Origin of the sequence: Qiania dongpingensis (genome assembly GCF_014337195.1) — a bacterium.
GTDB classification, from domain to species: domain Bacteria; phylum Bacillota; class Clostridia; order Lachnospirales; family Lachnospiraceae; genus Lientehia; species Lientehia dongpingensis.
Map to the genome: position 1 here is coordinate 2,499,682 of NZ_CP060634.1, position 12,699 is coordinate 2,512,380.

A 12,699-nucleotide genomic window follows, 5' to 3' on the forward strand; every position below is an offset into this window, starting at 1 on the left:
TAACGGGATGAGTACACCACTGATTGATCTGGTCAATGTGTCGAAGGCCTTTGACAAAAACCTGGTGCTGGATGAGCTTAACCTGTCCATTAAGGAAAATGAGTTCATGACACTTCTTGGGCCGAGCGGATGCGGAAAGACTACTACCCTCCGCATTATCGGGGGTTTTGAGAAGCCGGACACGGGAACCGTGTTTTTTGATGGAAAGGACATCACCGAGATTTCGCCCAACAAGCGTTCTTTAAACACCGTATTTCAGAAATACGCCTTATTTTCCCATATGAACATTGAGGAGAATATCGCGTTCGGACTGAAGATAAAGGGAAAATCCAAAGCATACATTAAGGATAAAGTCCGCTATGCCTTGAAGCTGGTGAATCTGGATGGGTTTGAAAAGCGCAGTGTGGCGTCTTTAAGCGGCGGACAGCAGCAGAGGATCGCCATTGCGAGGGCCATTGTGAACGAACCGAAGGTCTTGCTCCTGGATGAGCCCCTGGGCGCACTGGATCTGAAGCTTCGCCAGGATATGCAGTATGAACTGATACGGCTTAAAAATGAGCTGGGGATAACCTTTGTATATGTGACCCATGACCAGGAGGAAGCTCTCACCATGTCGGATACAGTTGTGGTCATGAACCAGGGCTATATCCAGCAGATGGGCTCTCCGGAGGACATCTATAATGAGCCGGAGAACGCCTTTGTGGCGGATTTCATCGGCGACAGCAATATCATAGACAGCCTGATGATAGAAGATAAGCTGGTGGAGATTCTGGGGACCAGGTTTTCCTGCGTGGATACGGGCTTTGGGCGGAACCGGCCGGTGGATGTGGTCATCCGTCCGGAGGACATCGAGCTTTGGGAGCCTGGAAAGGGCACGATGGAAGGCACGGTGTCTCATCTGATCTTTAAAGGGGTGCACTATGAGATGGAGGTCATGGCCGGCGGCTATGAGTGGCTGGTACATTCCACCAATTGCTATCCGGTGGGAACCAAGGTAAGCATACATGTGGATCCCTTCAACATACAGATCATGAAAAAGCCGGAGTCCGAAGATGAGGAGGCGGTGGGAGTCGATGAGTAAGAAACTGTTGTCCACGCCATATTTAATATGGATGATCGGCTTTACGATGATTCCCCTGGCTCTGGTGGTATATTACGGAATCACGGATAAGACAGGGGCTTTCACGCTGCAGAATATCCTGTCGATCGCCACTCCGGAGAGAATGAACGCGCTCCTCCGCTCCTTGAAGCTGTCGCTCATCAGCACGGGGATATGCCTGCTCTTGGCATATCCGCTGGCGATGATACTGAAGAGCCTCAAGGTGAAGCAGAGCAGCTTTATCGTATTTATTTTTATCCTTCCCATGTGGATGAATTTTCTGCTTCGGACTATGGCGTGGCAGACTCTGCTGGACCGGAATGGGGTAATCAACAGCATATTGAATTTTCTGCATCTGCCGGCGCTCAACATCATCAATACGCAGACGGCGATCATATTCGGCATGGTTTATAATTTCCTGCCTTTTATGGTGCTGCCGATCTATAATGTGCTGGTGAAGATCGGGGACGATACGGTGGAAGCGGCCAGGGATCTGGGAGCCAACAGCGCGCAGACGTTTTTCCGGGTGATCTTTCCCCTGAGCATGCCGGGCGTCATAAGCGGCATCACCATGGTGTTCGTGCCGGCGCTCACGACCTTTGTCATCTCCGACCTGCTGGGCGGAGGCATGGTCCTCCTGATCGGCAATGTGATCGAACAGGAATTTACGTTCACGGCCAACTGGAACCTGGGTTCAGGCCTTTCCCTGGTACTCATGGTATTTATTCTGATCAGCATGGCGCTGCTGGCCAAATATGATAAAGACGGAGAGGGGGCAGCATTCTGATGGGCAGATTCTTCAAACGGTTTTATCTGGTTATCATGTTCGTGTTTTTGTATGCTCCCATCGGGGCGCTTATGGTGCTGTCCTTCAACAGCTCCAAGTATATGTCCAAGTGGGGCGGCTTCAGCCTGAAATGGTATGAGCAGCTTTTCTCCAGCCAGCTTATCATGTCGGCCTTAAAGACGACACTGATCATCGCGTTCCTGTCCGCGCTCATCGCGACAGTGATCGGAACGGCGGCCTGTATCGGTATTAATCATATGAAGAAGGTGCCCAGGACACTGGTAATGGGGATGAACAGCATTCCGCTCATGAACGCTGATATCGTGACCGGCATCTCCCTGATGCTCTGTTTTATCGCGTTTGGAGTCAGCCTGGGGTTTGGAACTGTGCTGATTTCCCATATCACCTTTAATATTCCCTATGTAGTGCTCAGTGTCATGCCGAAAATGAAGCAGACGGAGAAGAGCACCTATGAGGCGGCTCTGGATTTGGGAGCTTCTCCTCTCCAGGCTTTTTTCAAGGTGGTATTCCCCGATATCCTGCCCGGCATCCTGTCTGGATTCCTGCTCTCCTTCACGATGTCCCTGGATGATTTTATTATTACTCATTTCACAAAGGGGGCGGGAGTCAATACATTGTCCACTCTCATTTACAGCGAGGTACGCAAGGGCATAAAGCCCAGTCTGTACGCGCTGTCCACGATCCTTTTCCTGGCGGTCCTGGTACTCCTTATCATAGCCAACCTGCCAAAGAAGAAGAGCAAAGAAATAGCAAAGGAGCAATGACGAGACATGAAAAAGAAAATAATAGTATTCGTATTGGCAGTATCCCTGTGCCTTTCCTGCCTGGCCGGCTGCGGCGGAGGAAAGAAAGATTCAAAGGGCGTGGTCAAGGTATATAACTGGGGAGAGTACATCGATGAAGAGGTGATCCAGCAGTTTGAGGATGAGACTGGAATAGAAGTGATCTATGATACCTTCGAGACCAATGAGGAAATGTATCCGATCATCGAAGCGGGAGGGACTTCCTATGACGCTGTCTGTCCTTCCGACTATATGATCGAGAAAATGATAAAAAATAATCTGCTGGCGGAGATCGATTATGATAATATCCCCAACATGAAATATTTAAGCGAGAGCATCATGGAAGGCTCGAAAGCCTTTGATCCGGAAAATAAATATTCAGTCCCTTATACCTTCGGCACGCTGGGGATTCTCTATAACACGGCCATGGTGGAAGAGCCGGTGACCAGCTGGAACGCCCTTTGGAATGAAAAATACAAAGGCGAGATTCTGATGTACAACAGCCCAAGGGATCTGTTTACGGCGCCTCTTGAGCTTCTGGGATATTCCATCAACACCACGGATGAAGCGCAGCTTGGAGAAGCGAAGGAGCTTCTCCTGGAGCAGAAGCCCCTGCTTCAGAGGTATGTCATGGATCAGATAAAGGACATCATGATATCGGGAAGCGCGGCCATGGCTATGGCATATTCCGGAGAGGTGCTCCAGCTCCAGGAGGCAAATCCGGATCTGGCCTATGTGGTGCCTGAGGAAGGAAGCAATTATTTCATCGATTCCTGGGTGATTCCTGCCAACTCGGAGAATAAAGAAAATGCGGAGGCCTGGATCAATTTTCTGAACGATCCGGAGATCGCTCTGAAAAACTTTGAATATATTACATATTCTACGCCGAATACCGGCGCCCAGGAGCTCATGGACCAGTCGCTCCTGGAGAACCCGGCTGTGTTTCCCGGAGAAGAGATCCTGAAAAAATGTGAGGTCTTCCACTCACTCGGGGAGGAAGGGGATACCCTTTTTAACGATCTGTGGCTGGAGATCAAGGATGCGGCGGTGAAATCTTAATTATTTATGAATTGAATGGAAACGGCGAATATCCCTTTACCTGATTTGGAAAACATGGTAGAATGTCGTCAGATATTCTGCCGGGAGTATCCGTGTATAAAAGAATGCTCCGCGGGGACAGAACTGCGGAGGCAGGGAAAGATTACGGGTTGCAATATCTGCCGGAACCGGCGTATAATAAATAGAAGCGATATGGAATTTCTGATCGGAAAGGGATGATAAATTGAAATTTGACTTTCATTGCCATACGAAAAACGGTTCCCTGGATGCCAGGGTGGACGTTTGGGAGTATGCGAAGCTTTTGAAAGAAAAGGGCTTCGGAGGCATGATGGTTACTGACCATAACAGCTACAACGGATATCGTGCGTGGCTTGAATATAAGGAGCAGTACGGAGCGCTGGAGGATTTCACGGTTTTAAGAGGGATTGAGTATGATACACTGGATGCAGGACATATCCTGGTGGTCATGCCCGAAAATGTGGATCTTAAGATTCTGGAGGTAAGAGGCCTTCCCATTCATATGCTCGTCAGAGTGGTGCACCGGTATGGAGGGATTCTGGGGCCGGCGCATCCTTACGGCGCCAAGTTTTTGAGTGCCATGTGTTCGAAACGGCTGGAGAAGGATATCCGGCTGATTCACGATTTTGATTTTGTGGAGGCATTTAATACGTGTGAGCTGCCGGAGTCCAATGAAAAAGCCAGGGCTTTGGCGGAGAGATACGGAAAGGTCTGTTTCGGAGGCTCAGATTCCCACCGGACGGATTATATCGGAATGGCGTATACGGAGATTGATTCGCCCGTGACCTGCTGCGACGACTTGATCCGGCTGGTGAAGGCCCATGAGATTGTGGAATGCGGCGGCATGGAACGGGCGCCGAAGGAACAGGCGCCTATTACGAAGATGGCTCTTGGCGCCGTCTGGAAGGTTTATAACCGGGGACTGGCGGCAGTCAAATACCACGCCAGAATACTGGGGCTCAGGGAACTGGGCCTGAGGGGAGTTCCACACAGCTTATAAAAGCCTGACCTGGCGGCAGGCAGGAGACGATAATGACGGAGGAATTCTATGCGAGGGTTTCGACAATGGATGTCTGACCACAGTGAGATCACAGGCATCCTGGTATTTTTATTGATTGTGATAGTGGTGGGCGGCGCAGCTTACGGCATCAGCTATGCGGTTGACGGCGGCCACGGAAAAAAAGCGAAGACTACGACAGAGGCCGGAAGCGGAGCGACAACGGAATCCGCTTCGGAGAGTACTTCAGGACAAGCGTCTTCTGCGGATCAGACATCCGCTTCGGAGACACAGCCGACGGAAACGGCTGCTACCGCGGCTACGACAGCGGCGGGCGGTTCTGAAACGACGGCGGCAGGAGCGGCTGCGCCTTCATTGGGAGATACCATCAATGAATATGGAGTATATTTCCAGCTTGTGGATGAGAATGTAACAGCCAAGATAGAAACGAATCTCCGCCGTGTACCCAGCACCAACAGTGATGAGGATATCATAGCCACGATTTATAATGGGGACTGGATAAAGCGGACCGGAATCGGACATAACGGTTGGTCCAGAGTGGAATACAACGGACAGGTCTTGTATGCGGTGACCAGTTATCTTTCGACAGACGGATCTTCTTCTTCGGAGCCCACTTATCAGGCGGCGGGCGACACTGTGACGGCAAAAGTAGAAGTTTATCTTCGTTCGTCACCGGATTCTGCATCCGATGACAATGTGGTCGCTACACTGACAAAAGGGACGACCGTGGCCAGAACCGGTATTGGAAGCAACGGATGGTCAAAGCTTGATTATAACGGAACAGAAGTATACGCGGTGACCAGCCTTCTGGAAATCGTACAATAAACAAGCGGCCGGAGTGATCCGGCCGCTTGTTTATTACTGTTTAACGGGTGATATCCTCGAAGAAGAAATAGGAGCCTTTGTTGTGCCGCTTGGCGTAATAGAGGGCTTCATCCGCATTCCGGTACAGAGTATCGAAATCGATCGTCTGACCGCCGCTCCGGCAAATACCGGCGGTACAGCCGAGGCTCCGACAGCGGTCATACCGCTCCATCAGCTCACGGAATTGTTTTTGAAAAGAAAAGAGGTTTTGCTCCAGGTCTTTTTTAGGCTGCACTCCCGGTTCTAAAACAGCGAATTCATCTCCGCCAAGACGTCCCAGTATGCTGGAAGAAGAGCTGTATATCTGAAGAAGGCGGGAGAATCGTTTGAGGACCTTGTCGCCTTCCCCGTGTCCATAAGTATCGTTTACCGATTTAAAATAATCCAGATCGATCAGAAAAAAAGTAGCTTCCTGGCTATTTTCCAGATACCGTTCTACTTTTTCGTGGAAAGAAACGTGATTATAAAGGCCGGTCATCAGATCCAGCTCCGATTTATAGCGGAATTCATCTGCCAGCTGGAGGGCGTCCTTTACCTGCTGGGACAAGGTCTTGGGATAGAATTCATGATCTGCCTGGTCGATATTGGGGGTAGATTGATGGATGTGGTGGATTTTCCATGTTTCGTTTTCTTCCCTGCGGAAAATGACGCTGAAACGGGTATCCATGTTGATCTGGAACGGAGAGCCCGCGGCTCCTTTTTCGCGGACCCACAGCCCGCCGTATACGAGGCAGACCGAATCGGAGAGGGAGCGGAAAGCATACCAGTCGTCCACGATCTCAAATTGGATTTGTGCGGCCTGCTGCTGGTTTACGAGAAGAGCGTGAGCAGCTTCCTCCAGAGATTGATAGATTTCATGTTTGCCGGTGCCGATTATGGTCAGGCTGTCACTGCAGCAGGAAAGAATCTCTTGAAAATGCTCCGGCGTGGGTTCCATGAGATAAAAATTCCAAAAGCGTTTGGTGATGTCGATCAACTCTCGTTCTGTCATGATTTTCTCCTGAGTTCGTATATAAAAATCCAATTGTGGAAATAAAAATCCTATTGAGATTATCATATTAGAAAAGGGCAGTGATGTCAACGAATGGAACGGATATTTCCAGCAAAAAGGCCCGGAGAAAGCAGACGCTTTCTCCAGGCTTTGTTATGGCATATTGTTATACCAGATCGCCTACGATTTCTCCACAGGCCATCTTAGTACCGGAATCTCCGGAAGGCTGTGTGTGGAAATCATCCGGCTGATCGTGAATTATGACGGTACGTCCGACGACTTCATCCGGCTGAAACCGGTTGGTATAGAACATGCCGAGGGCGTAGCCGTTGTTTCCAAACAGGGGAGGAAAGTCCCCCGCGTGATTCGGGTGCTCGCAGTTGTCCGGGTTATAGTGGTTTCCCGTTTCTGAAAACGGTTCTTCCGGAGTCCCCTGGCAGGAATCCCCTTCATGGATATGAAATCCGAAGATTCCTTCTGTACAGGCACGGTCTGTAAACGGAAGCCCGGCGGCTTCCACGACAACTAAGGTTCCGTCCCAAAAGGGATAAAAGTATACCGTGCCGTGAATATCCGGGTATTTATCGCTGCCATACATGTCAGAATGGGCAACGGGCGTCATCCGCAGAATGGTATCAAAAGCATCGTTTAATTCGCTTCTCATAGATTATTTCCTACAGGGGCAGTCGCCGCCCATCTTGTCAAAAGCAGGGTTAAAGGCATAAATGTTCCTGGAATCCAGATTATCCTGAGTGATGCGGAGCGCTTCACCGAACCTCTGGAAATGCACGATTTCTCTTTCACGAAGGAAGCGGATGGGGTCGCATACATCCGGGTCCTTTATAAGACGAAGGATGTTGTCGTAAGTCGTACGTGCCTTCTGTTCTGCGGCCATATCTTCATAGAGATCTGTGATAGGGTCGCCTTTGGACTGGAATTCACACGCATTGAAAGGGATGCCGCCGGCCGCCTGGGGCCAGATGCCCGTTGTGTGGTCCACATAATACGGGGCAAAGCCTTCAGCCTCCAGCTGCTCTGCAGTCAGGTTGCGGGTCAGCTGATGAACGATAGTTGCCACGATCTCCAGATGAGCCAGTTCCTCGGTACCGATGTCGGTCAGAGTTGCCTGGCATTGCTTGTAGGGCATGGCGTAGCGCTGGGAGAGATAGCGCATGGAAGCGCCCATTTCACCATCAGGGCCACCATACTGACTCATGATTATTTTAGCAAGTTTTGCGTTGGGAGTCGTGATATTTACCGGGTATTGCAGCCTCTTCTCATAGTTCCACATGTGCTCCCACCTCCTTCCCAGGGCCAGGGGCCGTTCACCCAGGTCCAATAATCGGCGGAATCTTTCACGCCGTCTTTTGTCAGAGGGCCGAACTGGCATTCATAAGCCGCAACCGCGGTCTCTCTGGCATCTCTCATGCATTGATAGTAGGCCAGGGCATCCTGGTCATCCGGATGAGTGTCCAGATACAGCAGGACATCATCCACAGCAAAGCTGTATTGATAGATTTGAGTCATTAATTCATTCATGGACGAACTGCGCACCTCCCGATCACAAATGGTTTATCCAGAGACGGAAAGACCGTCCCAATAAAGAGAGCCTGATCCAGGGGATACGTACATTCCCATTGCTGCCAGGGGACAAAGGCCATGGCGACGTTCTGGTTTGCGGAAGGAGGGCAGCTTCCTGGACGGCAGACATTATTGTCTGTACAGGAGCCAGACTGGCGGGGACAGTTCTGCCTGGGTGCGGTGCGGGGTGAAGAGCCGCCGCAGGAACCAGATGCAGTACCGGGCGCAGAGCATCCGCAGGAACCGGATGTGCTGCGGGGGGAAGAACCGCCACAGGAGCCGGATGTGTTGCGGGGTGAAGAGCATCCGCAGGAACCGGACGTGTTTCGGGGTGAAGAGCATCCGCAGGAACCGGATGTGTTGCGGGGGGAAGAGCCGTCGCAGGAGCCGGACGTATTGCGGGGTGAAGAACAGCCGCAGGAACCGGGCATGGTGCGGGGCGTAGGGGTATCACAAGAACCGGGCATTGCACGTGATGCGGAATTTCCGCAGGAGCAATTCTGCCCGGCTGTATTACAAGACGCAGGGCTGCCGCAGGAACTGGACATAGCTGCATTGCGCCGGCAGTCACAGCGGCGCTGATTGTAACGTTCCAATATAAGAACTCCTTTCAGATTGGTATGGTTATTAGTAATGTATGAAAAACTGGATAGAAGGTGCAGGATTGCAAGCCGGGAGCCTTGCGTATTCATCGGGAAAGTGATATGATTTCTTTGAACATATAGAAAAAACCTATAAAGGATAAAAATATGACGATACGGCATCTGAAAATATTTGTGGAGGTGGCGGACACCGGGAAGATGAGCGCAGCGGCAGAACGCTGCTTTATCTCACAGCCCACGGTCAGCCAGACCATCCGAGAGCTGGAAGAGCATTACCAAGTGAAGCTCTTTGAGCGCCTGTCCAAGCGGCTTTTCATCACAGAAGAGGGGAAAATGCTGCTGACCTACGCCAGACAGGTGATACGCCAGTTTGATGAACTGGAGGCCGCCATGTTTTTAACGGGCCGGAAACGGCTGTTAAAGCTCGGAGCATCTGTCACAGTCGGAAACTGCCTGCTGTCCGGAATCCTGGAAGCTCTGAAAAAGGAGAGGCCGGAGACAGAGGTCTATACTTGCGTGAACAATACGGCATTTGTGGAAGAGCAGCTGCTGAAAGCAGAGCTGGATGTGGGCGTTCTGGAAGGAAGGGTGAAGAGTCCGGAGCTTGTGAGTATCCCGATGATACAGGACTATCTGGTCCTGGCCTGCGGGAAGGAGCATCCGTTTTTTGGCCGGAAGGAGCTGACGCTGCAGGATCTTCATGGACAGCAGTTCCTCATGCGCGAAGGGGGAAGCGGCACCAGGGCTTTATTTGAGAGTTTTCTGGAGAGCCGCCATGTGAATATCCGTATCTGCGGAGAATGTGCGTCCTCAGAGGCTATGAAAGAAGCGGTGATGAAGAACGGGTGCCTGGCTGTGCTGTCTATCCGGCTGATCCTGGAAGAGATAGAACAGGGGAGTATAGGAGCGTTTGGGAGCAGTACCAGAGAATGGGACCGTTCGTTTAAAATCGTATATCATAAAAATAAATTTATTGGAGAGGACCTGAAAGCCCTGGAGAAGATCCTGCATACCTATCGGGAGCCGGAGCTGCCTCCCGGAAAATATGTCGGCATCTTGCAGACATAGGAATATGTGATATAATGAGCAAGGAGGACATAAATTTGAATAGCTCTAAAACAGGAAAAGATTCTTCAGGCTGGGCTTGATCAGGGCCATTAATAGGATTTTTTCCAGATAAAAATAGATGGATACGTACAGAAAAGAGGATTAAAATTTTCATGAGGATAAAGATGGCCGGTATTGATTACCGGAAAGCGCCGGTTCAGGTACGGGAGCTGTTTTCCATGACGGCTTCCGTGGTAGAAAGGGCGCTTAAGAACAGCAGAGAGGTAAAGGGTATGACCGGCTGTGTCATTATTTCTACCTGTAACCGGACGGAATACTGGATGAGCGGAGAGGATGAAAGCTTCGACAGCCTGAATCCCGCGGCCCTTCTTGCACAGGAAAAGGGGCAGTCCTTTGAAGCATATGAGCCGTATTTTACGGTCAGAGAAGGAATGGAGGCGGTCCATTACCTGATGGAGCTGTCCTGCGGACTGCGGTCCCAGATATTTGGGGACGACCAGATCATCACCCAGGTAAAGCATGCACTGGATGCAGCGAGAGAGCAGGCTGCGGTGGATTCCGTGCTGGAGACTTTGTTCCGTACGGCGGTGACCGGCGCAAAAAAGGTAAAGACAGAGGTTCTGCTGACCAATGTGGACCGGTCTGTGGCGGCGGCTATGACTCTTCTGCTGCAAAAAGAACAGATCCTCATTCAGGGAAAACGCTGTATGGTCATCGGAAACGGTGAGATCGGGAGATTGGCGGCGGCGGAGCTGGTGAAAGCCGGCGGAGAGGTATTCATGACCCTGCGGCAGTATAAGACGAGAGAGGCCATCATCCCGGCCGGCTGCCGGGTGATTGATTATCACGCCAGGTATGAGCAGCTGGCCCAGATGGATATTGTGGTCAGCGCGACAGTCAGTCCCCATTATACTCTGACGAAGGAGAAGGCGGAGGCCTGCCTTGACGGGGGAGAGAAGGTATTTGTAGATCTGGCCATACCGAGGGATATGGAACCGGAGCTTTCGAAGCTGCCGGGAATAAAGCTTTATGATATGGACAGCTTCAGCGGGCTTAAATATGAGGGAGATGTCAGGCAGATCGCGGTGGCCGACGGAATCCTCACGAAATATGAGCTGGAATACGAGCAGTGGTATGAATTCCGGGAGTACGTCCCGGTGGTGAAAGAGATTTCCAAAGCGGCGGGAGAAGATACTTCTGCTAGGCTTCGAAAGGAACTCAAGCGCCTGGGCCTGACCTTGGAAGCCAGAGAAGAGCTGGAACGGGCTATCGGGAGATCAGCCTCCAAGGTGGTGGCAAAGCTTTGTTATGGGCTTCGGGAAGAGCTGGAACCGGAGGCTTGGAAGCTGTGTCTGGATGGACTCAGACGTTCAGCGGAGCATCTGGAATAAACGGCGCTTTAGTCGGAAGCTGGCGGGAAGGACGGTAATACATGCGATTTCCTATGTTTGTGGAGCTGGAAGGGAAAAGAGTAGTCGTGGCTGGCGCCGGGACCATTGGGACCAGGCGGATCAGAGTCCTGGCAGAATTCGGGGCCAGCGTACTGGTCGTTGCGCCGGAAATATCCGATGAGGTCAGAAGCCTCTGGCAGGCCGGGAAAATTCAATGTGAGCTGCGGCCTGTGGAAAAACAGGATATGGAACCGGCATATTTAGTCGTGGCCGCTGCGGATAAGCGGGAGATCAATCATCAGGTCTATGAATGGTGCTCAGAAGCGGGTATTCTGGTGAATGTGGCGGATAAGAAGGAAGAATGCAGCTTTTATTTCCCGGGGATCGCCAAAAAGGGAAGTCTCGTGGCCGGGATCTGCGCCGGAGGTGAAAATCACAGGCTCGCCAGACAGGCGGCAGAAGAGATTCGGGAATTATGGAAGGAAAAGGCGGGAGTTTAATGGAAGGTAGACGAGTGATCCGTGTGGGAAGCAGGGAGAGCAGGCTGGCGGTGGAACAGACCATGCTGCTTCTGCGGGAAATAGAGGAGCATCATCCGGAGCTTCGGTTTGAGCTGGTGACCATGAAGACCACCGGTGACATCATCTTGGACCGAAGCTTAGATAAGGTGGGTGGAAAAGGGCTTTTTGTCAAAGAGCTGGATAAGGCACTCCGGGAAAAGAAGATTGATTTTTCAGTACACAGCCTGAAGGATATGCCCATGGAACAGCCGGAGGGTATGCCCATCGTGGCTTTATCCCGGCGGGGTGAACCTAGGGATGTCTTGGTTTATCCCGAAGGCGGGAAAACGTGGAAACCGGAGGACGGCAGACCGTTCCGGATCGGGACATCCAGTGAAAGACGCCGCCTTCAGCTGAAAAAGCTGTTTCCGGAGGCGGAATTCCTTTTGATACGGGGAAATGTGCTGACCAGGCTCAGAAAGCTGGATGAAGGCGGATATGACGCCATTGTACTGGCTGCCGCGGGTCTCATCCGTCTGGGGCTTGGAACGCGGATCGATACATATTTAGAGCCGGAACAGGTGATTCCGGCTGCGGGGCAGGCGGTGCTGGCAGTCCAGGGCAGAACGGGTGAAGACTATTCTTATCTGGACTGTATAAATGATGAAGAAGCCTGGCAGACAGCCGGAGCGGAGAGAAGCTTTGTGAAGAAGCTTAATGGAGGGTGTTCCTCCCCCATAGCCGCGTATGCGGAAAAAAAAGGAGGACGGCTCTGTCTGCGGGGGCTTTTCTATGATGAAGAGACAGGCCGGCATTCGGCCGGTTGCATACAGGGGCGGCCAGAGGAGGCGGAAAAGCTGGGCGCGGACCTGGCAGATATGCTCCGGCTGAAAGCGGCGGACGGAGTATGAACTTAGG

The 12,699-nt window shown here is 51.5% G+C and carries 16 protein-coding genes; 11 read left to right on the forward strand and 5 right to left on the reverse strand.

Annotated elements, in window-relative coordinates:
* Positions 1–7 precede the first annotated feature (7 nt).
* From H9Q78_RS11635 to H9Q78_RS11660, 6 genes are all read left to right on the forward strand, one after another.
* Complete coding sequence (locus tag H9Q78_RS11635; protein ID WP_249301894.1) at positions 8–1,081, forward strand: ABC transporter ATP-binding protein; 1,074 nt, start codon at positions 8–10, stop codon at positions 1,079–1,081.
* Positions 1,074–1,886, forward strand: a complete 813-nt coding sequence (locus tag H9Q78_RS11640) for an ABC transporter permease (protein WP_147595032.1) — start codon at positions 1,074–1,076, stop codon at positions 1,884–1,886. Before H9Q78_RS11635 ends, H9Q78_RS11640 begins: the two co-directional genes overlap by 8 nt.
* Positions 1,886–2,671: an ABC transporter permease gene (locus tag H9Q78_RS11645; RefSeq protein WP_249301895.1), complete on the forward strand. Its 786-nt coding sequence runs from the start codon at positions 1,886–1,888 to the stop codon at positions 2,669–2,671. The genes H9Q78_RS11640 and H9Q78_RS11645 overlap by 1 nt, the downstream gene beginning before the upstream one ends.
* A 6-nt stretch (positions 2,672–2,677) precedes the next feature.
* The gene (locus H9Q78_RS11650) at positions 2,678–3,748 is read left to right on the forward strand and encodes an ABC transporter substrate-binding protein (protein ID WP_249301896.1); all 1,071 of its coding nucleotides are present in this window, start codon (positions 2,678–2,680) and stop codon (positions 3,746–3,748) included.
* 223 nt (positions 3,749–3,971) lie between these two features.
* Entirely contained in the window at positions 3,972–4,766 is a 795-nt protein-coding gene (locus H9Q78_RS11655) for a PHP domain-containing protein (protein WP_249301897.1), read from the forward strand.
* Between the two features lie 48 nt (positions 4,767–4,814).
* Positions 4,815–5,609, forward strand: coding sequence for an SH3 domain-containing protein (locus H9Q78_RS11660; protein ID WP_249301898.1), 795 nt, complete (start codon positions 4,815–4,817; stop codon positions 5,607–5,609).
* A gap of 40 nt (positions 5,610–5,649) precedes the next feature.
* On the opposite strand, the gene H9Q78_RS11665 is transcribed toward H9Q78_RS11660, so the two are convergent.
* The 5 genes from H9Q78_RS11665 to H9Q78_RS11685 form a co-directional block, all read right to left on the reverse strand.
* Positions 5,650–6,639, reverse strand: a complete 990-nt coding sequence (locus H9Q78_RS11665; RefSeq protein ID WP_249301899.1) for a diguanylate cyclase domain-containing protein — start codon at positions 6,637–6,639, stop codon at positions 5,650–5,652.
* Between the two features lie 166 nt (positions 6,640–6,805).
* Entirely contained in the window at positions 6,806–7,303 is a 498-nt protein-coding gene (locus H9Q78_RS11670; RefSeq protein ID WP_249301900.1) for a superoxide dismutase family protein, read from the reverse strand.
* A 3-nt stretch (positions 7,304–7,306) separates the two neighbouring features.
* On the reverse strand, positions 7,307–7,930 hold the full coding sequence (locus H9Q78_RS11675; protein WP_249301901.1) for a manganese catalase family protein: 624 nt from the start codon (positions 7,928–7,930) through the stop codon (positions 7,307–7,309).
* The gene (locus H9Q78_RS11680) at positions 7,894–8,178 is read right to left on the reverse strand and encodes a spore coat protein CotJB (RefSeq protein WP_249301902.1); all 285 of its coding nucleotides are present in this window, start codon (positions 8,176–8,178) and stop codon (positions 7,894–7,896) included. The genes H9Q78_RS11675 and H9Q78_RS11680 overlap by 37 nt, the downstream gene beginning before the upstream one ends.
* Positions 8,175–8,300 carry a spore coat associated protein CotJA gene (locus H9Q78_RS11685; RefSeq protein ID WP_249301903.1) on the reverse strand — a complete coding sequence of 42 codons (126 nt, stop codon included), beginning with the start codon at positions 8,298–8,300 and terminating at the stop codon, positions 8,175–8,177. Before H9Q78_RS11685 ends, H9Q78_RS11680 begins: the two co-directional genes overlap by 4 nt.
* On the opposite strand from H9Q78_RS11685, the gene H9Q78_RS11690 reads away from it, so the two are divergent.
* From H9Q78_RS11690 to hemC, 5 genes are all read left to right on the forward strand, one after another.
* On the forward strand, positions 8,299–8,802 hold the full coding sequence (locus tag H9Q78_RS11690) for a hypothetical protein (RefSeq protein ID WP_249301904.1): 504 nt from the start codon (positions 8,299–8,301) through the stop codon (positions 8,800–8,802). The genes H9Q78_RS11685 and H9Q78_RS11690 overlap by 2 nt on opposite strands.
* Positions 8,803–8,969: 167 nt before the next feature.
* Positions 8,970–9,890 carry a LysR family transcriptional regulator gene (locus H9Q78_RS11695; protein ID WP_249301905.1) on the forward strand — a complete coding sequence of 307 codons (921 nt, stop codon included), beginning with the start codon at positions 8,970–8,972 and terminating at the stop codon, positions 9,888–9,890.
* Positions 9,891–10,042: 152 nt separating this feature from the next.
* The gene (hemA, locus tag H9Q78_RS11700; protein ID WP_249301906.1) at positions 10,043–11,281 is read left to right on the forward strand and encodes a glutamyl-tRNA reductase; all 1,239 of its coding nucleotides are present in this window, start codon (positions 10,043–10,045) and stop codon (positions 11,279–11,281) included.
* A gap of 41 nt (positions 11,282–11,322) precedes the next feature.
* On the forward strand, positions 11,323–11,781 hold the full coding sequence (locus H9Q78_RS11705) for a precorrin-2 dehydrogenase/sirohydrochlorin ferrochelatase family protein (protein WP_249301907.1): 459 nt from the start codon (positions 11,323–11,325) through the stop codon (positions 11,779–11,781).
* Positions 11,781–12,692: a hydroxymethylbilane synthase gene (gene hemC / locus H9Q78_RS11710; RefSeq protein ID WP_249301908.1), complete on the forward strand. Its 912-nt coding sequence runs from the start codon at positions 11,781–11,783 to the stop codon at positions 12,690–12,692. The genes H9Q78_RS11705 and hemC overlap by 1 nt, the downstream gene beginning before the upstream one ends.
* Positions 12,693–12,699: the final 7 nt, after the last annotated feature.